The organism is uncultured Algibacter sp., assembly GCF_947487575.1.
Lineage (GTDB): Bacteria > Bacteroidota > Bacteroidia > Flavobacteriales > Flavobacteriaceae > Algibacter_B.
This window is the reverse complement of sequence record NZ_CANKXG010000017.1, coordinates 1-26,361: the sequence shown is the minus strand read 5'-3', so window position 1 is coordinate 26,361 and position 26,361 is coordinate 1. Positions and strand designations below refer to the sequence as shown.

Annotated in this window: 24 protein-coding genes and 1 tRNA gene; 14 read left to right on the top strand and 11 right to left on the bottom strand. The window is 31.3% G+C overall.

From position 1 onward, the window contains the following. Window positions 1-142 precede the first annotated feature (142 nt). Window positions 143-676, bottom strand: coding sequence for an inorganic diphosphatase (locus Q0870_RS15245; RefSeq protein ID WP_298556748.1), 534 nt, complete (start codon window positions 674-676; stop codon window positions 143-145). 213 nt (window positions 677-889) lie between these two features. Between Q0870_RS15245 and Q0870_RS15240 the strand changes: the two genes are divergently transcribed. From Q0870_RS15240 to Q0870_RS15225, 4 genes are all read left to right on the top strand, one after another. Further along, on the top strand, window positions 890-3,373 hold the full coding sequence (locus tag Q0870_RS15240) for a M1 family metallopeptidase (protein WP_298556746.1): 2,484 nt from the start codon (window positions 890-892) through the stop codon (window positions 3,371-3,373). A 263-nt stretch (window positions 3,374-3,636) separates the two neighbouring features. Then, complete coding sequence (locus Q0870_RS15235) at window positions 3,637-4,209, top strand: SGNH/GDSL hydrolase family protein (RefSeq protein ID WP_298556744.1); 573 nt, start codon at window positions 3,637-3,639, stop codon at window positions 4,207-4,209. Between the two features lie 122 nt (window positions 4,210-4,331). Then, entirely contained in the window at window positions 4,332-4,670 is a 339-nt protein-coding gene (locus Q0870_RS15230) for a hypothetical protein (RefSeq protein ID WP_298556742.1), read from the top strand. 128 nt (window positions 4,671-4,798) lie between these two features. After that, window positions 4,799-5,032, top strand: coding sequence for a hypothetical protein (locus Q0870_RS15225; protein ID WP_298556740.1), 234 nt, complete (start codon window positions 4,799-4,801; stop codon window positions 5,030-5,032). Here the strand turns inward: Q0870_RS15225 and murA are convergent, their stop codons facing one another. The 3 genes from murA to Q0870_RS15210 all read right to left on the bottom strand — a co-directional run bounded on the left by murA (window position 5,033) and on the right by Q0870_RS15210 (window position 7,362). After that, on the bottom strand, window positions 5,033-6,340 hold the full coding sequence (murA, locus tag Q0870_RS15220; protein ID WP_298556739.1) for a UDP-N-acetylglucosamine 1-carboxyvinyltransferase: 1,308 nt from the start codon (window positions 6,338-6,340) through the stop codon (window positions 5,033-5,035). Between the two features lie 7 nt (window positions 6,341-6,347). Then, window positions 6,348-7,001, bottom strand: coding sequence for a DUF4290 domain-containing protein (locus Q0870_RS15215; RefSeq protein WP_298556738.1), 654 nt, complete (start codon window positions 6,999-7,001; stop codon window positions 6,348-6,350). Window positions 7,002-7,068: 67 nt separating this feature from the next. Then, complete coding sequence (locus Q0870_RS15210) at window positions 7,069-7,362, bottom strand: DUF493 family protein (RefSeq protein ID WP_298556737.1); 294 nt, start codon at window positions 7,360-7,362, stop codon at window positions 7,069-7,071. 246 nt (window positions 7,363-7,608) lie between these two features. Between Q0870_RS15210 and Q0870_RS15205 the strand changes: the two genes are divergently transcribed. The 7 genes from Q0870_RS15205 (at window position 7,609) to Q0870_RS15175 (ending at window position 14,068) form a co-directional block, all read left to right on the top strand. Then, window positions 7,609-8,148: an ATP-binding protein gene (locus Q0870_RS15205; protein WP_298556735.1), complete on the top strand. Its 540-nt coding sequence runs from the start codon at window positions 7,609-7,611 to the stop codon at window positions 8,146-8,148. 1 nt (window position 8,149) lies between these two features. After that, window positions 8,150-10,054 (top strand): RecQ family ATP-dependent DNA helicase, encoded by a 1,905-nt coding sequence (locus Q0870_RS15200; protein WP_298556733.1) that lies wholly within the window; start codon window positions 8,150-8,152, stop codon window positions 10,052-10,054. A 114-nt stretch (window positions 10,055-10,168) separates the two neighbouring features. Beyond that, window positions 10,169-10,630, top strand: coding sequence for a hypothetical protein (locus Q0870_RS15195; protein ID WP_298556732.1), 462 nt, complete (start codon window positions 10,169-10,171; stop codon window positions 10,628-10,630). Between the two features lie 275 nt (window positions 10,631-10,905). Beyond that, window positions 10,906-11,601 (top strand): hypothetical protein, encoded by a 696-nt coding sequence (locus tag Q0870_RS15190; protein ID WP_298556731.1) that lies wholly within the window; start codon window positions 10,906-10,908, stop codon window positions 11,599-11,601. Window positions 11,602-11,980: 379 nt separating this feature from the next. Further along, on the top strand, window positions 11,981-12,928 hold the full coding sequence (gene fmt, locus Q0870_RS15185; RefSeq protein ID WP_298556729.1) for a methionyl-tRNA formyltransferase: 948 nt from the start codon (window positions 11,981-11,983) through the stop codon (window positions 12,926-12,928). A gap of 186 nt (window positions 12,929-13,114) precedes the next feature. After that, window positions 13,115-13,387 carry an HU family DNA-binding protein gene (locus Q0870_RS15180; protein WP_298556727.1) on the top strand — a complete coding sequence of 91 codons (273 nt, stop codon included), beginning with the start codon at window positions 13,115-13,117 and terminating at the stop codon, window positions 13,385-13,387. Window positions 13,388-13,507: 120 nt separating this feature from the next. After that, window positions 13,508-14,068: a YqgE/AlgH family protein gene (locus Q0870_RS15175; protein ID WP_298556725.1), complete on the top strand. Its 561-nt coding sequence runs from the start codon at window positions 13,508-13,510 to the stop codon at window positions 14,066-14,068. A gap of 143 nt (window positions 14,069-14,211) precedes the next feature. On the opposite strand, the gene Q0870_RS15170 is transcribed toward Q0870_RS15175, so the two are convergent. Both Q0870_RS15170 and Q0870_RS15165 read right to left on the bottom strand, forming a co-directional pair. Continuing rightward, entirely contained in the window at window positions 14,212-15,069 is an 858-nt protein-coding gene (locus Q0870_RS15170) for an aminotransferase class IV (protein WP_298556723.1), read from the bottom strand. Window positions 15,070-15,135: 66 nt separating this feature from the next. Continuing rightward, entirely contained in the window at window positions 15,136-15,528 is a 393-nt protein-coding gene (locus Q0870_RS15165) for an START-like domain-containing protein (RefSeq protein ID WP_298556721.1), read from the bottom strand. A gap of 133 nt (window positions 15,529-15,661) precedes the next feature. On the opposite strand from Q0870_RS15165, the gene Q0870_RS15160 reads away from it, so the two are divergent. Next, a tRNA-Met gene (locus Q0870_RS15160) sits at window positions 15,662-15,735 on the top strand. A gap of 451 nt (window positions 15,736-16,186) precedes the next feature. Here Q0870_RS15160 and Q0870_RS15155 read toward each other — a convergent pair. The 5 genes from Q0870_RS15155 to Q0870_RS15135 are packed head-to-tail and all read right to left on the bottom strand — an operon-like array spanning window position 16,187 to window position 21,373. Next, entirely contained in the window at window positions 16,187-17,209 is a 1,023-nt protein-coding gene (locus tag Q0870_RS15155) for a UDP-glucose--hexose-1-phosphate uridylyltransferase (protein WP_298556719.1), read from the bottom strand. A gap of 14 nt (window positions 17,210-17,223) precedes the next feature. Next, the gene (gene galK / locus Q0870_RS15150) at window positions 17,224-18,372 is read right to left on the bottom strand and encodes a galactokinase (protein WP_298556717.1); all 1,149 of its coding nucleotides are present in this window, start codon (window positions 18,370-18,372) and stop codon (window positions 17,224-17,226) included. Then, the gene (locus Q0870_RS15145) at window positions 18,372-19,991 is read right to left on the bottom strand and encodes a solute:sodium symporter family transporter (RefSeq protein ID WP_298556715.1); all 1,620 of its coding nucleotides are present in this window, start codon (window positions 19,989-19,991) and stop codon (window positions 18,372-18,374) included. The genes galK and Q0870_RS15145 overlap by 1 nt, the downstream gene beginning before the upstream one ends. A gap of 10 nt (window positions 19,992-20,001) precedes the next feature. After that, a complete protein-coding gene (locus Q0870_RS15140) occupies window positions 20,002-20,373 on the bottom strand; it encodes a hypothetical protein (protein ID WP_298556714.1) in 372 nt (123 codons plus the stop codon). 1 nt (window position 20,374) lies between these two features. Further along, complete coding sequence (locus Q0870_RS15135; protein WP_298556713.1) at window positions 20,375-21,373, bottom strand: GntR family transcriptional regulator; 999 nt, start codon at window positions 21,371-21,373, stop codon at window positions 20,375-20,377. 99 nt (window positions 21,374-21,472) lie between these two features. Here Q0870_RS15135 and galE point away from each other — a divergent pair, with 99 nt between their 5' ends. Then, window positions 21,473-22,504, top strand: a complete 1,032-nt coding sequence (gene galE / locus Q0870_RS15130; RefSeq protein ID WP_298556712.1) for a UDP-glucose 4-epimerase GalE — start codon at window positions 21,473-21,475, stop codon at window positions 22,502-22,504. A 252-nt stretch (window positions 22,505-22,756) separates the two neighbouring features. Next, the coding region (locus Q0870_RS15125) for a M14 family zinc carboxypeptidase (protein ID WP_298556711.1) at window positions 22,757-26,361 on the top strand (3,605 nt) is incomplete at its 3' end.

The following is a 26,361-nucleotide window of genomic DNA, read 5'->3' as shown; positions in this document are numbered from 1 at the left end:
CGCTTTACGTACCCAGTGTTTTCCGATGTTTTCATTACACTAATGTTTTAGTGTATCGCTATTTCAGGACGGGACATATTTTTAAAACAAAAAAACCATCCTAAATTTTTTAGGATGGTTTTTGATTATTTTCAGCGTAAAACTAAATGGTAAAAGTTCTCTTTTTCTTATGCTCACTATTATCATATCGTTCTACACATTCATGATATATTTTGATAGCTTCTTCAGCATTTCCCCAACCTCCAGTATCAACTTTTTTCTTCTCTAAATCTTTATATACTTGAAAAAAGTGTTCTATTTCTTTTAACCTATGAGGATTTAAATCAGCAATATCACTTCTTTTACTCCAAACAGGGTCAGAAACAGGTACACAGATAATTTTTTCATCTGGTCCTTTCTCATCTGTCATATGAAAAACACCAATCGGCCTTACCTCCATCACAACCATTGGATATGATGGCTCTGTAGACAACACTAAAATATCTAATGGATCTTGATCTAATGCTAAAGTTTCAGGAATAAAACCATAGTCACCAGGATACATCATTGAAGAAAACAAAGTTCTATCAAAACGGATTTTATGTAATGTAAAATCGTACTCATACTTATTTCTACTTCCTTTTGGTATTTCTATTAACACATCAAATGTGACCATCTTTTTCTTTTTGTCGCTCATGTAAATATCTTTTTAAGCCTTTAAGTAAGGTTTTATAATTCATTAATAAGTTTGCAAATGTACTGAACACTTTAACCTTAAGCAATAATTATACAAGGCTTAATTTTCTTTTTTCATAAGTATCATTTTAACATAATCATATTGAATATTTCTTACAAACTCATCTCAATATTTATTATATTGTGCATGACTAACTTAAATAACTAACAAATCATGCGTACAACAATCTGTTTACTACTCTTATTTGCATTTAATCTTCAGGCCCAAAACCAACCTTGGAAAGGAAAGTTTGAACCTATTGATAATATGATTTCGCCTCCAAATATTTATAGATCTGCAAGTGGAGCTCCCGGAAGCGCATATTGGCAACAAAAAGCAAATTATAAGATAAAAGCTGTTCTTGATGAAAAGAACAACACCATTACAGGAGAAGAAACCATCACTTATTTTAATAATTCTCCCGACGATTTAAGCTATTTATGGATTCAGTTAGAACAAAATGTAAATAAAAAAGAAAATGAAGATTTTGGCAGTATAAATAATAGAATTAAAGACTCTATTACTACAAGACAAATGCAATTTCTTACTAGAGCTATTGATTTTCCAGCTGGGTATTCCATTAAATCAGTTAAAGATGTAAATGGAAACAATATTAAAACCATGGTTAACAATACCATGATGAAAGTTAAATTGAATACCATTTTAAAACCTGGAGAATCTACCAAATTATCTATTAATTGGTCTTACCCAATTACAGATAGAAGCATGTTTTTATTATCAAGAGAAGGTTATGAGTATTTTCCTGATGATGATAATACGGTTTATTTAATTGCGCATTGGTTTCCTAGAATGGCAGTTTACAATGACACTGAAGGGTGGCAAAATCAACAATTTCAAAAACTAGGAGAGTTTGCTTTAGAATTTGGTGATTATGAGGTTGAAATTACTGTACCTCAAGATCATATTGTTGCTTCTACAGGAATGCTTCAAAATCCTGAATCTGTCCTAACAAAAACACAACGCAAAAGATTAGAACAGGCTAAAAAATCTTTTGACAAACCTATAATGGTTATCACAAAAGAAGAGGCTCAAGCTAATGAAAAAGAAAAGTCTACAAAACAAAAAACGTGGAAATTCAATGCTAAAAACGTTAGAGATTTTGCTTTTGCAACTTCTAGAAAATTTATGTGGGATGCCCAAGCAGTAAAGCTACCAACCAATACTGTTATGGCAATGTCATTCTACCCAAAAGAAGGCTTACCTGTATGGCAAGAAGAATCTACAAAAGCTATTATGCATGCTTTAGAAGTATATTCTGAAGCTACTTTCGATTACCCATACCCTGTTTGTATTTCTGTTAACACTTCAAATATTGGAATGGAATTTCCAATGATTAGTTTTAATGGAGGAAGACCAAAAAACGGCAAGATTAGTGATGGTGCTAAACAAGGCATGGTTGGTACTATTATTCATGAAGTTGGACATAACTGGTTCCCTATGATTATTAGCTCTGATGAACGTAAATGGATGTGGATGGATGAAGGTTTAAATACATTTTTACATCAACGCACTGTTGCCGAGCGCTACCCTGGTTGGAAAAGTGTTACTCCAAAATCTATAGTACCATTCATGAGTGGAGATAAAGATATTTTAAGACCTATTATGACAAATTCTGATAATGAATTATTGTCCCAATTTGGAGCAAACTTCTATTTGAAACCTACTGTTGGGTTACAAATGTTGAGAAACTCTGTTATGGGAAAAGAAATCTTTGATGATGCTTTTAAAGAATATGCTAACCGTTGGAAATATAAGCATCCAAATCCAGCAGATTTGTTTAGAACTCTAGAAGATGCCTCGGCAACCGATTTAGATTGGTTTTACAGAGGATGGTTTTTTACAACTGACAATGTTGATATGGAATTGAGCCATGTAAAATGGTTTAAAGTGTTTGAAGAAAATTCTAATATTGAAGACCAAAAAAGTAATTTAAAAACAAAAATCACATCTCAAAGTAATGCTAACAATACCAATGAAAAAGACTTTTCAAATGGTCCTGAGGTTATTACTATGACTTCTACTCCAGATAATGCATATGGCCAGTTTTTATCTCGTATTGATGAGCCACAAGTTCGTAAACAATTATCGAGTAAAAATATTTACGAAGTAACTATTAAAAACAAAGGAGGGCTAATCATGCCTGTTTCTATTGAGTGGATGTATACCGATGGGACTTCAGAAATTGATAAACTACCTGCTAATATTTGGAGAAGAAATGAATATGAAATTCAGGAAACATTTATTAAAGCAAAGCAAGTCAGTAAAGTGAATTTGGATCCAAACTTTGAATTTGCTGATACTAATATGGAAAACAATAGCTTTCCAAAAACTGAAACAGCTTCGGAGTTTGATGCTTTTAAAGAAAACAAGGTTACTGAAAATCTTTTAAACTCTTATGTAGGGGTTTATAAAATGGATGCAGGGTTTGAAATTAAAATATATAGAAAAGGAACAAATCTATATATCAATCTTGATGAACAACCAGCTGCCCCACTTTATCCTATATCCAAAACCGAATTTAAAGTTAAAGGAATGCCAAAAGCTAAAGTGGAGTTTGCCTCTAATAAAACAACCAATAAAATGGGTATTATGTTATCTAGAGGTGACGAAAGTTACAAAGGGTTAAAGACTGAATAAAAATAGAATAAGCCTTGTGCAATATTCACAAAACTTATAAAAAACTAACTAAACTAAATTTTATTATTACTTACTATTAACTTATATTTCGTGTCCCTAAGCAAATATAGCACACATAATTAATATATTTTTATTTATATTTTTTATAAAATACATAAATTTTAATTATGCATTTTACAAAAAAATCAAACAATAATTATTGCTACATGGCTTATAATACAAGGAGAAAATTTTTATTATTTTATCTTTTTTTATGCTTTCTGATGAATGCAAAAGCACAAGATAAGTTAGAAGTTAATAACATATTATTTATTGGAAATAGTTTAACCTACACAAATGATTTACCAGAATTGGTAAAAACTAAAGCAAAATACTCTGGATACAATATTCAGATTGAAGTTATTGCTTATCCTAATTATGCAATCTCAGATCATTGGAAAGATGGAAAAGTGCAAAAACTTATTTCAAGTAAAAAATTTAGTATTGTTATAATTCAACAAGGCCCTTCGTCACAAACTAAAGGAAAAAATACGCTTATTGATTACGGTAAAAAATACAGTGAAATTTGCAATAAAAACAATACACTACTGGCTTATTTTATGGTTTGGCCATCATTAAATTATTATGATACTTTTGATGGTGTGATAGAAAATTACAAGCTAGCCGCAGAAACAAACGATGCCATTTTATGCCCTGTAGGAGAAGTTTGGAAAAACTATTTTAATACCTCTAAGAAGTTTGATTACTATGGCACAGATAATTTTCACCCTTCAAAAAAAGGAAGCAACATTGCAGCAGAAGTTATTTTAAAAAGCATATTAAAATATTTAAGATAAAAAGTCAAATTAGTCTATAAAAAGCAATTATTTATAAATAAATGCTTAAATTGTGGTTACAACCAACCTAAATTAAAATGAGAAATCTATCATTTCTTATATTACTTTTTTTCAACCTAACTATGTTCAGCCAAAATATTGATTGTTCTAGCTTTAAAATTGGGGAATTCAAATATGTGAATCCTAAGTACTCTGAATGGAAAATAACAAGAACAGATTCTCTTCAAATAGAAATTAGCAGCAAAACAGGAATAGAAATTCACAGTTTAGTTAACTGGAAATCTGACTGTGAGTATGTTTTAACATGTACTAAAGTTTTATATTCAAATCCTGAAAATATTCTTGGTCAAATCTTTACTGTATTTATAACAGAGACTTATAGCGACAGATATCGATGCATCTCAAAAAACACAGATACTAAAATACAAGATTTAGAATTGGAAATAATAAAAGTAAAATAAGCACAAAAATTCAGTGTTTAATCGTTTTTGCATAAAATTTTTCTAATTTAAAATACGTAGTAGTGCGTATTTTACAAGAGGATTTTTATGGGTACATTTGAACCATACCCAATAAAAATCGAATAATTATGATACGTCTAAGCCAAAAACCCACTATTATTAAAAATCTGAATTTTAATAAAAAAGATAAAACTTTAGAAATAGAATTCAAGCAACATTTTAAAACGGCTCAATGTATTAATATTCCATTATCCATACTACAAGAATATATGGAATCACAAAACTATAGTGAAATTTCAGAAAATGATATCGCTTATAAAGCAAATTTAAAAATTGTGCATTCAAATTTTAAAGCGTGTTAACTATACACGTTCAATCTTAGCTCCAATAGCTCGTAAACGTTCGTCTATATTTTCATAACCACGATCAATCTGTTCTATATTTTGAATAGTTGAAGTTCCTTTTGCCGAAAGTGCAGCAATTAATAATGACACTCCAGCACGAATATCAGGTGAGGTCATCGTAGTTGCTTTAAGCGTAGATTTAAAATCATGACCAATAACCGTAGCACGATGTGGGTCGCAAAGTATAATTTTTGCCCCCATATCTATTAACTTATCAACAAAAAATAATCGGCTTTCAAACATTTTTTGATGAATTAAAACACTTCCTCTAGCTTGCGTTGCTACAACCAAAATAATACTTAATAAATCTGGCGTAAATCCTGGCCAAGGTGCATCAGAAATAGTTAAAATAGAACCGTCAATAAAATTTTGTATTTCATAACCATCAATATGCGCAGGAATATAAATATCATCACCTTGTTTTTCAACAGTAATTCCTAATTTTCTAAATACGTTAGGTATTACTCCTAAATCATCCCAAGATACATTAGTAATAGTCAATTCGCTCTTAGTCATAGCAGCAAGGCCAATCCAACTTCCTATTTCAATCATATCAGGAAGCATTCTATGCTCAGTTCCACCTAAACTATCAACGCCATCAATAATCAACATATTAGAACCAACACCACTAATTTTGGCACCCATTCTATTAAGCATTTTACATAATTGTTGTAAGTAAGGCTCACAAGCTGCGTTATAAATTGTAGTTTGTCCTTCAGCTAAAACAGCAGCCATAACAATATTAGCTGTTCCTGTAACAGAAGCTTCTTCAAGAAGCATATAGGTGCCTTTAAGCTTATCAGCTTCAACACCATAAAACTGGTCTTCTCTACTGTATCTAAATTTAGCGCCTAATTTTATAAGACCTTCAAAGTGCGTATCTAAACGACGACGTCCAATTTTATCACCTCCAGGTTTAGGAATATAACCTCTGCCAAAACGTGCTAACAAAGGCCCAACAATCATTATAGAACCACGTAAACCACGCCCATCTATTTTAAACTGATCAGATTCTAAATATTCTAAATTAACGTCATCAGCTTGAAAACTATAAGATCCTTTACCTAGTTTTTTAACTTTTACTCCTAATTTTTTTAATAAGCTAATAAGTTTATTAACATCTACAATATCTGGGATGTTACTAATTGTTACAAGTTCTGGAGTTAGTAATACAGCACATAATATTTGTAATGCTTCATTTTTGGCACCTTGAGGTTGTATTTTTCCTTTTAATTGGTGACCACCTACAATTTTAAATGTTCCCATGCTTAATTTAGTAGCGTTTTCTTTGGCGGTTATTAGAATTCTTTTTGTGGTGCGATTTTTTATTTTTACTATTATTTGAGTATTTTCCTTTAGTACGAAGCAAGTTTGATGCATCGGATAAATCTTCTTCAGAATCTTTCAAGTTTAGTTTCCCATCAGAAAGTTCAAATAAATGATCAAAAATAACAGCATCCTCAACCGTATCTTTATTCCAATTTAAAAAACATTTTTTCATGTGATTTGCTATAGTAAAAGTCAACGCTTCTTTAAGCTCTCCTTCTTCCCATGTGTTTGCAACATCAATCATGGTTTTAATATTATTTCCGTAAAAACGGTATTTTGGGAAATTCTGTGGGTACTCTAATGGCTCCGGGCGTTCTTCATAAATTTCTTTAGTAGGAATTTCATAAGGCGAATCTACATCCAATTCAAAATTAGACATAATAAAAAGTTGATCCCAAAGTTTATGCTGAAAATCTGGAACGTCTCTTAAATGTGGTTGCATGTTTCCCATTACCGCAATAATAGCTTTTGCCACTTTGTTACGTTCCTCTTTTGTATCAAGCGTTTTTGCATGATTAATCATTTTTTGCATATGGCGACCATATTCTGGAATGATTAAATGTTCACGCTCTGTGTTGTATTCTAAATTATCTATCAAAATAAATGTGTAGAGTTTAAGGTTTTTGCATGTAGTTTTCTATGCATGCGCAAAGTACAAAAAAAAACTAAAGACTTATAACACCCTCAATCTTTTCTGCAACTTCTTTGTATTTACCAATCACAGCATCAGGGTTTTTCATTCTAACATTAACAGAAACGCTAGTATATTTGCCATTTTTAGACTCTTTAGTCTCTATAACGGCACCCAAATGATTAAAAATAGATTCAATTTTTATTATCTTTTCTTTATCAGAAACAACAATAAATTTATATAAATACTCGGTAGGCCAAAGCGCCGTATCTTGCAGTTGTAATTTTAATTTTTTATAAAATTCTTCCGAATTTGGAGGTGTGCTCATAACATAAAATAAAGCACAAATATACGGCACCAAAATGCATTAAAAAATAAAATTTATAATATTTGGGCGCTCCCCAAAAAGGGTCGGGCTTTCCGCTACAAGTCCTCGCACTTCCTTCGTCAGGCTGTGGGCTTTTCACTACAATCCCTAGCGCAAACATCCGCCAACATATAAATAACCCAAAAAAACATCTTCCGTTTTTTTATCATCATATTAATTCCGATTTTTACAACAAATATCATCGTATTGAATACTAAAAAAATAGTGATAACGGGAGGTCCTGGAACAGGAAAATCTACCCTAATTACAGAACTAACTAAAAGAGGACACATCTGTCTTGAAGAAATATCTCGTCAAGTTATCTTGGATGCTAAAAAACAAGGTATAGACCAACTATTTTTAACCAATCCATTATTGTTTAGCGAGCTACTTTTAAAAGGAAGGCAACAACAATTTATTGAAGCAGATATTTATAAAAACCAAATCGTTTTTTTTGACAGAGGCGTACATGATATTTTAGCATACATGAATTATATTGGAGATACTTACCCTCAAAATTTTATTGAAACCTGCGAAAACTCTGTATATAATTCAATATTTATCTTAAAACCGTGGGAAGCTATATACACCGATGATAATGAGCGTTATGAAACCTTTAATCAAGCTCAAAAAATTCACAGCCATCTGATTAACACCTACCAATCCTATAATTACAATTTAATCGATGTTCCTTTTGGCACAGTTAAAGAACGTGCCGATTTTATTCAAAAAATGTCTAACATGTAATATGGAACACCCCATTAACATATTAGAGCGCTATTGGAATTTCACCAGTTTTAGGCCACAACAAGAAGCTATTATTAATGCGGTTATTGATGGTGAGGATACTTTTGTTTTATTACCTACAGGCGGCGGAAAATCATTATGCTTTCAAATACCAGCCTTAGCAAAAAAAGGTATTTGTATTGTTATTTCGCCTTTAATAGCACTCATGAAAGATCAAGTGCTAGCCTTAAATAACAAAGGTATAAAAGCCATGTCTATTACAAGTGGTATAAGTTATAACCAACTTGATATTTTATTAGATAATTGCATTTACGGAAACTACAAGTTTCTTTACCTCTCTCCTGAACGTTTGCAGCAAGAATTAGTACAAGACAGAATAAGGCAAATGCCAGTAAATTTAATTGCTGTTGATGAGGCACATTGCATTTCGCAATGGGGAAGCGATTTTAGACCTGCTTATAAAAACATAACTTTATTAAGGCAATTACAACCTTCTGTAAATGTTGTCGCATTAACTGCTTCTGCAAAGCCAGAGGTTGTGCAGGACATTGTTAAAGAGCTAGATTTTATAAACCCCAAAATATTTAAACAATCATTTTTTAGACCTAATTTGGCATATATGGTTTTTAATGAAAATGATAAGTACTATAGACTTGAAACCATCTTAAAAAAACATAAAGCTTCCTCTATCATTTATGTTCGTAACAGAAAACTAACATTAGATATAAGTGCTTTTTTAAATTCGAAAAAAATTACAGCAACGCATTACCACGGCGGACTTTCAAATAATGAAAAAGACAAAAACATGACGGCTTGGATAAATAACCAAAAACAAGTTATGGTAGCAACTAATGCCTTTGGTATGGGCATTGACAAACCTGATGTAAAAACGGTTATACACCTAAACTTACCAGAAAGCATAGAGAGTTATTTCCAAGAAGCTGGTCGTGTTGGCAGAAACGGAGACAAAGCTTTTGCCGTAATTTTAAAAAACGATGGAGATAAAGCCCTGGTAAAAAACCAATTTTTAAGTGTATTACCAACAGTTAAATTAGTAAAACTAGTTTATAAAAAGCTGTGTAGCTATTTTCAAATTTCGTATGGTGAGGGCGAATATTTAACTTTCGACTTTGATTTTAACACCTTTTGTAAAACATACAAATTTAGCCCCATAACATGCTACAACTCACTTTTAATATTAGACAGAAATAGCATCATAACATTATCAAGACAATTTAAGAATAAAGTAACTGTTCAGTTTATAATTTCAAGTAAATCATTATTTGGTTATCTAGAAACGCACAAAGACTATAATATTGTAATAAAATCAATTTTAAGAATATATGGAGGGGTTTTTGATTATGTCACAAAAATAGATATAACTAAAGTTGCCGAAAAAGCTTCTGTTTCAGAAAGTAGAATAACGCATATTCTACAGGAATTAGAGAACGATAAAATCATTTCATTAAACCTTGCTAAAACAGATGCTCAAATAACATTTATTACGCCCAGAGAGGATGATAAAACCATAAATAGAATTGCTAAAATAATAGAACAACAAAACACCTTAAAACAACAACAAGTTAAGTCTATGCTTGAGTATACCGAAAACGACTCGGTTTGTAAAAGCATACAACTCCTTGCTTATTTTGGCGAAAAGAATTCGAAAGATTGTGGCATTTGTTCTGTTTGTATTAAATCAAAAAAAGACAAGAAACCACAAGATTTAAAAAGTATAAAAAAAGAAATTATTCAATTATTAGAAAACGGAGAACAATCATCTAGAGCCATAATAGCACATTTAAATTGTGATGAAAAGGATATGAAAACGGTTTTAAAGCTATTATTAGAACATCAAATTATTTCAATAACACCAACAAATACTTATAAATTAAGTCATTTATAGAATAGTGTGGTATTTGACTTTGTAAAAAATTTCCGCTACCTTCGTTTAACGAATGATAAAAAACATTAAAACGATTTTTTATCAGAGCATTAGCAATAATTAAAACCGAAACCAATGAAAATAATAATCATAAGAGGAACAATGAATTCCGGAAAAACTACAACTTCTGGGCTTGTATATTCTGAATTGGTTAAAATTGCAGAGAAAGAACATACTTTTAACAGAAAAAAAGTTACCGAAAATAGCTTAAGATTCAACAAAAAAAATGAAATCTTAGATTTCACTTCTGTCTTAATAGTTGGGAAATTGAAGATTGGAATAGTAAGTGCAGGAGACATTGCAAAAGACTTAAAACACAATATTAAAATAATGATAAGTTTAGATATCGACATTTTGATATGTTGTGCTCGAAGCAGAAATCAAAAAGGTTCTGCTTATAGAATGATATTAGATGATTACTCAAAAGAACATAAAATAATTAAAGAGTTCTGGTCAGAATATAGTAAAGATTCTGAACAAAAAGAAAGTATAAAAATGAAAACCGTAAAAGGAATAATTGACCTAATAAAAGAATAAAAAAGCTTGTGTCAACAGGTTGATTTAGTTTATGATGTGATTACGAGTGTAGAATTTTGGATTAGCTTCATTGTAAAGCAATTTATTAATGAATTTTTAAAACTTAAAACTATGAATATATTTAAAAGCGTAATTGTCGGAGTGGGTGCTATTGTGTGGAGCCATACACAAATTCGACTCGTAAGACTGATTGAACAACATTAATTTGACAAGATGATAGTAAGGGGGTTCGAATCCCCCTCTCCACTCCTTTAATAACTAAATATACAAATTAAATGCAAAATAGTAACTCAAAAATATTTGGATTTAAAGACAAAGGAGATTACGTATTTTATTTGTCAGAATTGATTGTGGATTTAATTCAGAAGTCCGATAGATTAAAGTTTTATCATTCTGAGATTGAGCTAATTTTAAAGAACAATCCTAATGCAAAATTCATTAACGCAATTCTATATGATTCTATCAGCGATAAAGTAAATAGAGTATATCAATATTTATTCAATTTACTTGGAGATGAAAGTAAAAAGGCAGTTTCTTATAGAAAGTTTAGGAAGATATTATACAAGCAAAGAAATATACTTGAAATTACAATATCACCCTTGACAAAAAAGGAAATGCAAATACTATCGGAGTTTAATAGTTTAAGAAATTGGAGTCTTCACATACCCGAATCATTATATATACAAAAACGAAGGCATTTTCAAATGGATTCTGATTTTATGATGGCTAATAAAAATAAAATTGCAATCCCAAGATATGATAACTTTGAAATAGAATTCTTAACAAAACAAAAAGAAGAGATTGAATCTGTTTTTGAGTATACAGATATAATATTGGAACGAATGAAAAAAGATTATTCTTCGTTAATAGACGGCCAATTTGAATTAGAATATGAGGAGAATCAAGTAAAACCTTATTTTTTCATGAAGGCTGTGGAAGAATCGTGGAATTCGCAAAATAGAAAAGGATAGAACCCAAAATGAAGTTAAAAAACTATTGCTAACAATGTATAAAAAACATAGGGCGTTTGTACTAAACTGAAAGTTCTGTGAATGTTACAAAGTCCGCCAAATATAAATTTTGGCGTTTATAGTAGAAAAGATAAAAGCAAAATATTTATATTTAGCTAAGTAATAAACCGAAACGAAAGTGCTTATCATCTGCCCTACGTTTCTTATACTAACCGTTAAACGAACCTCTCCAAAAACAAAACAACATTCAACTAAAAAAATAGAAGTCAGCAGATATACCCGCGTTAGGGATAGTAGTGTAAATCCCGCAGGAACGAGGACTTGCAACGAATAGCCCGACCCGCAGGGAAACGCCAAAATTTAAAATATAAAAGAATAAATGAAAGACTTAAGAATTGTTTTTATGGGTACGCCAGATTTTGCTGTTGCTACTTTAAAAACATTAGTAGAAAATAATTATAATATAGTTGGTGTTATTACGGCTCCGGACAAACCTGCTGGACGTGGAAGGAAGCTTAACGAGAGTGCGGTTAAAAAATATGCGAAGTCCCAAGACTTAACTGTTTTACAGCCTACCAATTTAAAAAATGAAAGTTTCCTTGAAGCGTTAAAAGCCTTAAATGCAAACCTGCAAATTGTAGTGGCGTTTAGAATGTTACCTAAAGTAGTTTGGCAAATGCCAGAATATGGTACGTTTAATCTTCATGCATCATTATTACCAAACTACCGTGGTGCGGCACCTATAAATTGGGCTATTATTAATGGTGAGACAAAAACTGGGGTTTCTACTTTCTTTATTGACGAAAAAATTGATACTGGAGATATGATTCTTCAAGAGGTTATTGACATAGAGCCTAATGAAAATGCTGGAAGTCTTCATGATAAATTAATGGCCATTGGAAGCCAGCTTGTTTTAAAGACTGTTTCTAGAATTGCAAAGGGTAAGGTTAAAACAATACCCCAGAAAGAGACAAAAAATATTAAAACTGCTCACAAATTAAATAAAGACAATTGTAAAATAAACTGGAACGATTCTATAGACAATATATACAACCATATTCGTGGGCTTTCTCCCTACCCTGCTGCATGGTGTACTTTAATTAATAATGAAGATGTAATAGCTATTAAATTATATAAGGTTGAAAAAGAAGTTTTTGAACATACTTTAGAAATTGGTAGTATTATTTCCACTAAAAAAGAATTAAAAGTAGCTGTACCAAATGGTTACATAATTATTAAAGAAATTAAACTCCCAGGAAAGCGCGCTATGGATATAAAATCGCTTTTAAATGGCTATACTTTTTATAAAAATGCAAAAATGCTCTAAACCCTCATTACCATTGAATTTACAAAAAGTCGACGAAAAGCACTTCCTTTATTAACAAATGCTATAAGTTATCAACAAAACCATGTTTTTCCCTTGCTGTTACTTGCATGGTTGAAGAATCCGTATAAATTTGTATAGGATTTAACAAAATGTTTAACCGATTATTAATTATTTAAATTTTATATTATGAACAAAACAGATTTAATTGACGCAATGGCAGAACACGCTGGAATTACAAAAGCAGCATCAAAAAAAGCACTAGAATGTGCTTTAATTGAAATTGAAGGTGCCTTACAAAAAGGTAACAGAGTTTCTTTAGTTGGTTTTGGATCTTGGTCAGTTTCTAAAAGAGCTGCAAGAGAAGGGAGAAACCCTCAAACTGGAGCTACTATTCAAATCAAAGCAAAAAACGTAGTAAAGTTTAAAGCTGGATCTGATTTATCAGGAGCAGTAAACTAAGCATTTACTTTTTATAGTATAAAAAAGCTTTCATAATTATGAAAGCTTTTTTTATATCTCCCTTTAAGAGTTGCATTTTTAATAAATAAATATTAGATTTAGTTATTATTTACTCAAAATATGGTTACAACTAAACCCAAAAAAGGCGATTTATTAATTGCAGAACCTGCAATAATTGGGGATGTTTCTTTTAACCGTTCTATAGTTTTACTTGCTGATCATTCAGAAGAAGGCTCAATAGGTTTTATTTTAAATAAACCTCTTGAGTACAACATTAATGACTTAATTCCTGAAGTTGAAGCTACATTTAAAGTTTATAACGGTGGTCCTGTAGAACAAGACAATTTATACTTCATTCATAAAATCCCAAAGCTAATTCCTAATAGTATTGAAATTTCTTTAGGTATATATTGGGGTGGTGATTTTTCAAAAGTTGCTGAACTTATAAAAGACAACACTATAAAGGAAAATGATATTAAATTTTTTCTTGGTTATTCCGGCTGGGAAACTAGCCAATTAGAAAATGAACTTAAAGCCAACTCTTGGGTAGTGACTAAAAACACTTATAAAAAAAATATAATCGAAAAAGATTATGAAACATTTTGGAAAGAAAAAATGTTAGAATTTGGAGGTGAATATAGTATATGGTCTAACGCGCCTGAAAACCCTAGCTATAACTAACACCAAATAAACTCCAAAATAACCGATTAAATTCGTTTCTATTTCCTTTATATTTCAATATAAAATAGAACCATAATATTTACTATGCTTAGTTTTTTTATTTTATCTAAAAGAAATATAATTAAAATTTATTATCAATCATTTTAAAATTCATTTGGTGCAGTTAACCTTATTTTTATATTAAGTTTTTGTAATAATAGCTTAGAAAATTCATTTCCAAACATCTTTTTTCTATACTTGCTTACTGGTTGTATTCCTGTAATTACATTGGTAATAAACATTTCATCAGCCTTTTGAATTTCAAATGGAGAAATAGAGTCTTCAACCAATTTATACTCTGATAAAGTTTCTATTATATTAATAAGTTGAGTTCTCATTACTCCTTTTAAACAACCATCTGTTAATGGTGATGTTTTAATTATATTATCCTTAACCAAAAACACATTCCCATTAAGTGCTTCTACCACATTTTTGCTAGTATTTAGTAACAAACAATTATCTAAATTATTTTCTTTTGCATAAATACTTCCAATAACGTTTAAGGCTTTATTGTTTGTTTTTAAGGTGGATAATAAGCTTGGAGAAATATAATAGTCCTTGAACAAATCTACTTTATAAAAAGCTTCGTTTAATAAGTAAAAATCTTCAGAAATTGGTTTGATTGTAATTATAAAACTTATTTCGTTGGAATTTGGAGTATAAAATCCTCCTTCATTTCTGTGGACTTGCAATTTGACCCTTGAAGACGTTTTTGCCAATTCATTAGCTTTTATAGTTTCATGAATTTGAGCTTCTAAAAATTCCATAGTAAAATTCATGGGTATTTCCATACGCATAATGCGCATTGAAGCCATTAACCTAAAATAATGGTCTTCCCAAAATAATATTTTATCACTAACAACTTTAATCGTTTCAAAAAGGCCATCACCATAAGCATATCCTCTATTTTGCGCAGATAAAATTGTATTATCTTCTAAAAGTGTTCCGTTAAAATTTATCATAAAAAAAATCCCGCTTACGTTATTTTGAAAGCGGGACAAATATAATTGAATTTATGTTATTTGAGATTAGGAAGAACCCAATACTTGTTTTAAGCTAGAAATTTGATTAGTCCATAACATTTTTGATTCATCAACTTCATCATCTTCAGCAAAATCTGTAACCATTAATGATACATCTTTAGTAATTTCATCAACCTGAATTCTAATTTCAAAATAATAAGACAAATCGTCTTCTTCATCTTCAAGCCATCTAAACTTAACACGCTCTCCACTCTTTTTATTAAGTAGCTTTGCTTGTTCTTCACTATCATCCCAAATAAAGGTAAATAATTCACCACGAGAATTTACATTATCTGAAAACCATTCAGACAAACCTGATGGTGTAGATATGTATTGATACAATAACTGTGGAGATGCATGAATAGGAAACTCTATTTCAAATTTAACTTTATCGTCCATAAGTGTGTTTAAAATTTATTGATGCTCAATATATACATTAATTGATAAGTTAAGCAAGAATTTTTAATAATAATTTCCTGTAGTTCTGTTTGCTTACAACAATTTTGTTTTTATATTTGCAGCCTTAAATTATGGCGAGGTAGCTCAGCTGGTTAGAGCGTCGGATTCATAACTCGGAGGTCGGGGGATCGTGCCCCCCTCTCGCTACAAAAAAAAGTCAAGAAAAAATTTCTTGACTTTTTTTATTTTCAATAATATTTAAACAATTTTTGTGCTGAATTTTAAATAAAACGAAACCATATTAGATGGTATCATTCATATAAATCTTTGGAATAATAAAAGTTAGCAAGTAATCCAACAGTATACAAAAAAAAGTATGAAAGCTGTGTCTCTAAATGTGAATCTAAATTCTTTGTGACATACAAAAATTATAGAAAGTGGAACGTAACGCAAATAAATTTTGTTCTAATTGATCACCTTAATTCACATTTTTTACTTGAAAAATATTCAAGCTACTATATTTGATTTTGGATTTAACTAAAGATTATCTAATTCATTAATACCAACACCAAATCCTACTACTCAGTATAAATGCAATATATTTTTTTTATTTGTGAAAATTATAATATTCTGTTTCTAAACACTTTAAAACATTTAATTACACTATTAAATTCCCTAACCTATCCGCTGCTTGTTCTGCAGTAATATCTCGTTGTGGCGAACCAAACATTTCGTAACCAACCATAAATTTTTTAACTGTTGCACTTCTTAATAATGGCGGATAAAAACTCATGTGCCAATGCCAATGTTCATTTATTTCTCCATTGGTAGGTGACTGATGAATTCCACTTGAATACGGGAAAGAACATTCGAACAACATATCATAAGCTTTGGTTATTTTTGAAATAGCATCGGCAAAAGCTAAACTATCTTGTTCTGAAATTTTAGTAATATTAGCATGTTGTTTTTTAGGAACAATCATTGTTTCAAAAGGCCAAATTGCCCAAAACGGTGTTAATACTACGAAGTCATTATTTTGATAAATGATACGCTCGTTAACTTCTAATTCTTGCTTCAAGTAATCACCTAATAAACTACTATTATTGGTGTTGAAATAGGCTTTTTGTTGCTGGTCTTTTTTATAAACTTCATTTGGCAACGTAGATTGACTCCATATTTGCCCATGCGGATGTGGATTACTACACCCCATTACAGCGCCTTTGTTTTCAAAAATTTGCACGTAGTTAATCATCTCGTTAGAACCTAACTCCACATATTCTTTTTGCCACGTTTTAACTACTTTATCAATATCTTCAACATCCATGTCTGCCAAACTCTTTGAGTGATCTGGACTAAAACAAATCACTTTACATATACCTTGCTCGCTTTCGGCTTTAAATAAGCCTTCGTTTACAGAAAATTTTGGTGATGTGGTTTGTAATGCAGCAAAATCATTTGTAAATACAAAGACATCTTGGTATTTAGGATTTTCTTCACCATTAATTCTTGTATTACCAGCACACAAATAACAACTTGAATCGTGTGTTGGTCGTTGATTGTTAGAAATAGCTTCGTTCTGGCCTTGCCACGGTCGTTTTGCACGATGTGGAGACACTAAAATCCATTCTCCTGTCAATATATTAAATCTCTTATGCGAGTAGTCTTGCAAATTTGTATCCATTTTAAATCCTTTTGTTATTTGACGATTTGCGTTCCTCGAGATAGTTTTACAGTATATACTGAGCAATCTTTTTCGAATCTTTTTCTAAATTTGTTTGCAGTGTCCTTTTTAAACTTTTTGAATTCATCTTTTTTAACCAGATTAATGGTGCAACCACCAAAGCCTCCTCCCATCATACGAGATCCAAGAACATTAGGGTTTTCTTTTGCTCTTTCAACAAGAAAGTCTAATTCTTCGCAACTTACTTTATAATTGGTACTTAAACCTTGATGCGATTGATACAATAAATTACCTAAAGCTTCAATGTCATCTCTTTTAATGGCTTCTGAAAATTTTATTACACGAGCGTTTTCATTAATTACATATAATGCTTTTTGATAATCTTCATCTGTGATTTCAGATTTTATTCGAACTAAATCTTCCTTTGATGCATCTCTTAAGGCTTCAATATCTAATAAACCTGATACTTTCTCACAAACTTCACGCCTGTCATTATAAGCACTTTCTGATAAATCGTGCTTTACATTACTATTAATTAACATCAATTTATAATCCTTAAAATCTATTTTATAAGGTTGAGATGTAACTGTTCTACAATCCAAAAGAAGCGCGCTATTTTTTACACCAAACATACTTGCGTACTGATCCATAATACCACATTTAACACCGGCATAATTATGTTCTGCTTTTTGCGATATTAAAATCATTTCACTTTTAGACAACCCTAATTTGAATAATTTATTGAGTCCGTAAACAAAACTATTCTCTAGTGCAGCAGATGACGACATACCAGCTCCTCCCGGAATATTGCCAGCAAAAACAGCATTAAAATTACCAACAATTTTATCTACCTTTTGTAATTCTGAAACAACTCCAAGAATATAATTTCGCCAACCTCCATCGTCTAATGGTTTGACATTTTCTGTCCTGAATTCGTAAATTTCATTCATATTTAAAGCACATGCTGTACTTTTATTTGAATCACTTTTACTTAGAGCAAGTGCAATACCTTTATTAATAGCTGCAGGAAATGCAAAGCCGTCGTTATAATCGGTATGTTCTCCTATAAGATTGATTCTTCCTGGTGAAAACACCAAAAGAGGTTTGGTTTTAAATTGTTCTTTAAAACTACTCTTTACTTCTTTGATTAATTTTTTATTCATTATTTCGCGAAATATATATAAATACTAATAACAATGAGACACACTATTACAGCCATAGGTTTTAAAAATTTCCAAGGTGTAATATCAACTTCTTTCGAATGGTGTAAAACATAACCTTCTTTCCTAGGTAAAAATTTACCTATTATTAACATTATAATAATGTTGAGTACAAATAATATTGCCATAATGTGAAGAAAATGAGGATATGTACTTCCTGTAACTGTTTCTACACCATCTATTATTTCAACAACATTAAAAGTTGGCTTTATCAAGAATTGGCTGATACTGTATAAAATAACACCAGAGATTAAACCTATTTTAGCTGCTTTAGCTGGCACAAATTTAGTAGTATAGCCAATTACAACAATTGATAAAATCGGTATTGAATATGTTCCATTAATTTCTTGTAAATATTCAAAGACACTCCCTGCATTTGCAATAAATGGTGCAACCATCATAGACAGAACAGCTAAGAAAATACCAAAAGATTTACCTGCTTTTACAACTTGTTTTTCTGTGGCTTCTTTATTTATATATTCATTATAAATATCTATTCCAAACAAAGTAACACAACTATTTAATGCAGAATTAAACGAACTTAAAATAGCTCCAAACAAAACAGCTGCAAAAAAGCCAACTAATGGTTTAGGTAATACTTCTGCTACTAAAGAAGCATAAGCTAAGTCTGGCTTTTCAAGACCTCCATTAAAAATATGAAAAGCAATTACGCCAGGTAATACTAGAATTAAAGGTCCCAGGATTTTTAAGAACGCTCCATAAACTAATCCCTTTTGTCCTTCTGCTAAGTTTTTGGCACCAAGAGCCCGTTGTATTATAGCTTGATTAGTTCCCCAATAGAAAAGGTTTACTAATAGCATACCAGTAAAAAGGGTTGATAAGGGCACGTAAGAATCCTCAGACCCTATAGAATCGAATTTTTCAGGATGTGCATTGACTAGAGTATCTAAACCAAGCATCATATCTCCATCACCAATATAGCATAATCCAAAATATGGAATCATTAATCCACCAATAATTAAACCAACTGCATTAATTGTATCAGAAATTGCAACGGCTTTCAACCCACCAAATACAGCATATATAGAGCCAATAATACCAATGCATATAACTGTAATCCATAAAGCTACATCTTCAGAAATACCAAATGCCTCAGGAACATCAAACATAGTATTTATAGCTGATGCTCCTGTATAAAGAACTACTGGTAAAAAAATTGTTACATAACCAGACAAGAAAAGTCCTGATACTATAGCTTTTGTAGTTTTATCATATCTACCTTCGAGAAACTGAGGAATAGTGGCGATACCACCTTTTAAATAACGAGGCAATAAAAACATAGCGATTATAACCATTGTTACAGCAGCCAAAGTTTCCCAGGCCATAACCAATATACCCTGTTCGTACGCTTGACCATTTAAACCTACAATTTGCTCAGTAGATAAATTAGTTAATAATAATGATCCTGCGATTACGATACCTGTTAAGCTTCGTCCACCTAAAAAATAACCATCTGAAGTACCTTCATCAGTTTTTCGTGTTTTTAAATAAGATATTATGGCTACTAAAGCCGTAAAACCGATAAATGTTAAGAATTGCATAGTTTATTGATTAGTTTGTCAGTTTAGTATTTTTTGTTTCAATCGCTAAATTCCATTTTACACTATAGGTGCTATTTGGACTGAGCGTTTGCAAACCTATATGGTTATTAAAACTATCTGCCGCACCAGTCATAGGCTCAATAGCAATAATATTGCTATCGTTTGGTGTGTAAAGCTGTAGAAAATTTTCTTTTGAGGTAGATTTTATATTAAAATTATACTCTGGCGTTGAAAAATCAATTTTATTAGTTTCAAGTGGATAGCCATCATCCAATTTTATGTTCTTTAATTGAAAAGGCATATCAATACCTAAGCTAGTTTTACCTGATGAATTAGCAAGCTCTAAATAATGTAATCCTTCTATTTCTGTTAATGTGTACAATTTATAATGATTTTCTTAGGATTAGACGGCTATAATTTTCTACTTGAACAAATTCATTATTCAAAATCATTTGCGCTAAGCGTTCCCCCATAAGATTAAAATTAGTTGATATGGTTGTAATTCCGCCTTCAACAAATTCTTTTAAAAGCGTATCGTTATAAGAAATAACACCAATATCTTTTGCTAGTGTTAGGCGTTCTTCTTTAAGCTTTTTTATAATACGAATTAAATTTTTATCATCGAAAACAATATATAACTCCCCTTCCGATAGTTTTCTATTATTTAAGTTATCAATAATTTCATTTTTAATACTATAATGAGAACAAAACAAGTTAAAACCAATCATAAAATCATTAGGCTGACGGTCTTCATTAAAAAGTAATATAATCTTATCATAATTTTTTATTCGTTCTAATCCAGCTTGCAAGCCCTCATAGATATCTTTCTTGAAATTTTGATGAACAGAAGGGTATTTAATCAGTTCGCTATGCATTTGATCTAGAACATAAACTTTATCATTAGGTAGCCTGCTAATTACATTTTCGGTACCTTTTAAATTGGCTGGCATAATAACGTAGTAACTATAATCTCCTGCGTTATCGCTTATTAATTTATTGAAGACGTCTAAATTGAAATGATGAAAAAATATATCCACTTGCACATGCTCCCCCATACCAGTTAGAAAAGAATTATATAGGTCTTCTTTAAACGAATTTAATTCATCAAAAAGTAAAAAAATTTTTTGATTCACATCAACATCTTCGCTTGCTACATAATACCCTTTTCCAACAATAGACTGAACAATTCCTCGAGTTTTCAATTCGTTAAACGCAGTAAGCACAGTATCTCTAGAAAGAGAGTGTTGATTTTTAATACTATTCAAAGATGGTAATTTGTCGCCTTTTTTTAGAGCACCAGTTCTTATAGCATATTCGATAGAAGTAACAATTTGTTTGTATTTTGGTATACCAGATTTATCTTTTACAGTTACAATTCCCACGTGGCAAATATAGAATAAAATTACAAACAAACAAACTGGTAGGTACTAGTATGTGTTTTATAATTTGTATTATATATTAGCACTTTAAAACAATATTTAATGAAAACAAAAATTATCGTAACAGGTGGATGTGGCTATATTGGCTCCCATACAGCAATCGAACTAATAGAAAATGATTTTGATGTTGTTATATTAGATGACTTATCTAATTCAACTGAAAAAACAATTTCCAGAATACATAAAATTACAGGTGTAACTCCAACTTTTGTTCAGGTAGATTTAAAAGATCCTGTAGCAACATTTAAAGTTTTTGAAACGCATAAAGATGCGGCTGGTGTTATACACTTTGCAGCTCATAAAGCTGTTGGAGAATCTGTACAGAAACCATTAATGTATTACAAGAATAATTTTTATTCATTATTAAATACTTTAGAGGCTCAAAGTGTACATGGTATAAATAACTTCATATTTTCTTCTTCAGCAACGGTTTATGGAACACCAAATACTTTGCCTATAACAGAAAATAATGAAACACAACGTCCATTTTCACCTTATGGTAATACAAAAAAAATTGCAGAAGAAATTCTAGATGATTTTACAAAATCTAACAAAAGTTTTTCAGCTATTTCATTAAGATATTTCAACCCAATTGGCGCTCACGAATCTGGAGCCATTGGCGAATTGCCAAACGGTATACCCAACAATTTAATGCCATACATCACACAAACTGCGGCTGGAGTAAGAGAGAAGTTAATGGTTTATGGTAATGACTACCCCACTAAAGATGGAACACCAATTAGAGATTATATTCATGTTGTGGATTTAGCTAAAGCACATGTTATTGCTATAAAACGTTTACTAAATAATAAACAAGAAACTCCATTAGAGTTTTTTAATTTAGGAACGGGCCTTGGTTATTCTGTTTTAGACGTTATTAAATCTTTTGAATCCGTAACCAACTCAAAACTGAATTACGAAATAACAGAAAGAAGAGATGGAGATGTGCCACAATTATATGCATCAACCGATTTGGCAAAAGAGAAATTAGGTTGGTCTGCAGATCGAAAACTTAATGATATGATAAGTTCTTCATGGAACTGGGAACAAAACCTTAGAAGTGAAACAAAATAAATTATTGTCATATAAATTAATCTAAATTCATAATACGGTAGTCTGTAAATTGGACCCAACTCCCTACTAAAAAAGGACTAAATTTTAAAATTTAGCCCTTTTTTTTATATGTAATTTCGTATAAAGCATAAGTGTTTTATAATTAAAGTATTACAAATATATGTATTTAATCGATTATTTATGCTTTTCATGGATGTTTTTTATAATTATTCTATATTAGCCCCATAAAATTCATTAAAACCCCTATATCTGATGAAGAAAATTACTTTTAAAAGAAATACTATTCTTTTATTATTAGCACTAATCTTAGCCTTAAATTATTCATACTCTCAAAGTAATTATAATACCGCTAAAAGAATATCAATTAATAACCCTTCAAAATCCTTACTTCAACAAATTCAACAAGTTGGTGTGGATTTATCTTGTGGACCTAAGTTTATAAATAATAATTTACACTTAGAGTTAAGTTATGCTGAACTGTTACTTTTAGACAATAATGGAATTGACTATAATGTTTTAATCGATGATTTAACAGCATATTACAAAGAGAAATTTGACGTTGAGTTGCCTCTTGCTAAAGCTGCATTAAAACAAGAACAACTTCTAGCTCAAATTAAAAATGCTAGTAAAACCTTAAGTAAAAAAAGTAGTTTAATAGATAACCCAACACAACATGACGAGTGTGATGAAATAGATTGGGCTGCACCTTCAAACTTTAAACTTGGTACCATGGGTGGAGCTTTAACCTTGAGTGAAGCTTACGCTGAATTAGATTTAATGCGCACTATGTACCCAAACCTTATTTCTGTTAGAACTGATGCCTCAACATCAAATACAAAAACTCACGGAAATTCTACAGGAGGAACAACTTGGTCTGGACAAGAAGTATATTATGTTAGAATTTCTGATAATCCAGATACGGATGAAGCTAACGAACCAGAAACCTTAATAACTGGGGCTATGCATGCCCGTGAAATAAGCAGTGTTATGAACACTTTTTATTTTATGTGGTATATTCTAGAAAACTACAGTACCGATCCTTTCATAAAAAATCTTGTTGATAATCATGAAATTTACGTTATGCCAATTAGTAACCCAGATGGCTACAGATGGAATGAAGTAATCGCCCCAAGTGGTGGTGGCTTACAGCGTAAAAATTTAAGACCGGGAGTTGCTGATAATGGTACAACAAGTTCATCTAATAATGTTAGAGGTGTAGATTTAAATAGAAACTTTAATTATTACTGGGGATGGGATGATTCTGGATCATCTCCTACTACAAGTAGCAATACCTATAGAGGGCCTTCGGCTGGTTCTGAACCTGAAACTCAAATTGTTCAAGAATTTATTGCAAGCCACGATATAAAAGTGGCTGTTAATCACCACGGTGGCCTAAATTCGATTGTAACGTCTTCATATAATGGAGAATCCACAGCTGCAGATTCCGGAAGAGAAGACGAATATGCCAAAATATGTCATGATTTAACCCATTATAACAGATACATTTATGGCTCTGCTCCAAATACACTTTACGAAGCCAATGGAGATATTAATGACTGGATGCTTGGTGGTACTTCAGTAACATCTGGCGGACAAACCAGTTCTGGTTCTGGCAAAGACGTATTAGCTTTTGCTCCAGAAAATGGTGATGACTTTTGGCCAACAACTACCCTAATTACGGATATTGCGCGTCGAGCTATGAGAATGAATTTTCTCTCTGTGATTTATTCCGGTAAATATGCTAAACTTCATGATTTAAATACTAGTAATATTTCTTCTACTTCTGGAGACTTAACCTTTGGCGTTGAATTTCTAGGAAAAACTTATGATGATATTACTTTAACAGTAACCCCAGTTTCATCAAATATTACATCGATGACTTCTCCATTAGTACAAACTAGTTGGACTAAGCTCGAACAAAGAAATTTAACAGTGCCTTATACTTTAGATGCTGGTATAATGCCAAATGACGAAATAGAATATCAAATCACGTTAAGTAACGATGACTTTATAATTTACCGTGCTAATTATGTTAAGTATTATCAGCCCTCTATACTTTTCCAAGATAATGATATTAATATTTCAAACTGGACAACTTCGGGAGGTTCTTGGGGAACGACAACTGATTCTTATGTAGGATCCATAGCTATAACAGACTCTCCTTCTGGAGCATATACTAACAGTGAAAATAAAACAATAACTTTAAATTCTACTATAGATTTATCTTCTTCATCTCAAGCATTAATACAATTTTATGCAAAATGGGATTTAGAAAGAAATTATGATATGGTACAATTAGAGGCTAGTACAAACGGAGGAAGTACTTGGACGGCCTTATGCGGACGTTATAACAAACCAGCCGCAACATCTTTGACCAATTTTCACCTTACTAAAACAACAGGAACTCATCAATCAACAAATGGCAACATTGTATATGATGGTGATAGTATGGATAAATGGGTGATGGAAGAAATTTTGATTAATGGTGATGATAATAGTTCATTAAATGGACAAAGTAATGTGCAATTTCGTTTTAGGTTTAAAACAGATAGTTCAAATAGAGAAGATGATTTAACTACAACTTTTGACGGTTTTATTTTTGATGATTTTAAAATATTAAGTACTAGTTTAATTGCTTGTGATAATTCTAGTACTCCATCTGGAATTAGCATAAGCGAAGTAACAAACAATTCTGCCTTTGTTAATTGGGATTTAATTCCATCGGCTACTTACGATGTTAGATATAAGGAAACTAGTTCTGGTACTTGGACAGAGGTTACAAATATTTCTAATAATTTTTATAGCATTACAGGGTTATCTGATAATACAAGTTATGATGTACAAGTTGCTACTAGGTGTAATACAACAACATCATCTTATTCATCAACCCAAAACTTTACAACTTTAAATCCATGTCCTAGTGGTACAATAACTTCATTCCCATATTCAGAAAATTTTGATTCAGGTATTGGAAATTGGATTCAAGGAGAAAACGACATTGCTGGTAATAATTATGAAGATTGGACTTTAAACTCTGGCGGAACAACTTCTGGGCAAACTGGACCTACAAGAGATTATACTGCTGAAAGCACTGGTAATTCAACTATAGGAAATTATTTTTATACCGAAGCTACAACGGCAAATACTACATCAAATGTAGGTACAAATGTCACGGTAACTTTAATTAGCCCATGTATTGATTTAACTGGGTATGAAAATGCTAATTTTTCTTTTTATTATCACATGTTTGCTAATAATTCTACTGACATGGGTGATTTAAGTGTAGATGTTAGCATAGATTACGGAACTAACTGGACTACCCTTAATACAATATCTGGTGAACAACAAACCGCCCAAGCAGATCCTTGGCTACAGCAAAACATAGATTTAAGCGCTTATGATGGTCAAATAATAAAACTAAGGTTTGCGGGTGCTACTGGTACTGGATATAGAAGTGATATGGCTTTTGATGAAATCAATTTAACTGCAGATGCTATAACATCCTTTACCCCTATAGCTTCTTGTCAAAACATTAACGCCCTTTTAGATGGTTCTGGTAACGTTAGTATAGTAGCAGGAGATTTGGATGATGGAAGTAGTGTTGGAAATTTATCTATTGACATTTCAAGTTTTACATGTGCAAACTTAGGTGCAAACAATGTAACATTAACCGCAACAGATCCAAGTGATTCTGGTAATACTGATATTTGTGTTGCTGTAGTAACAGTTACTGCTACCAAACCTGCGGATGATGTGACTAATGCCACTATCTGTTCGGGCGAAACTTATACTTGGGCCGCTAATGGTCAAGATTATACAACAAACCAAACTGGAACTACCATTACTAATGATGGTTG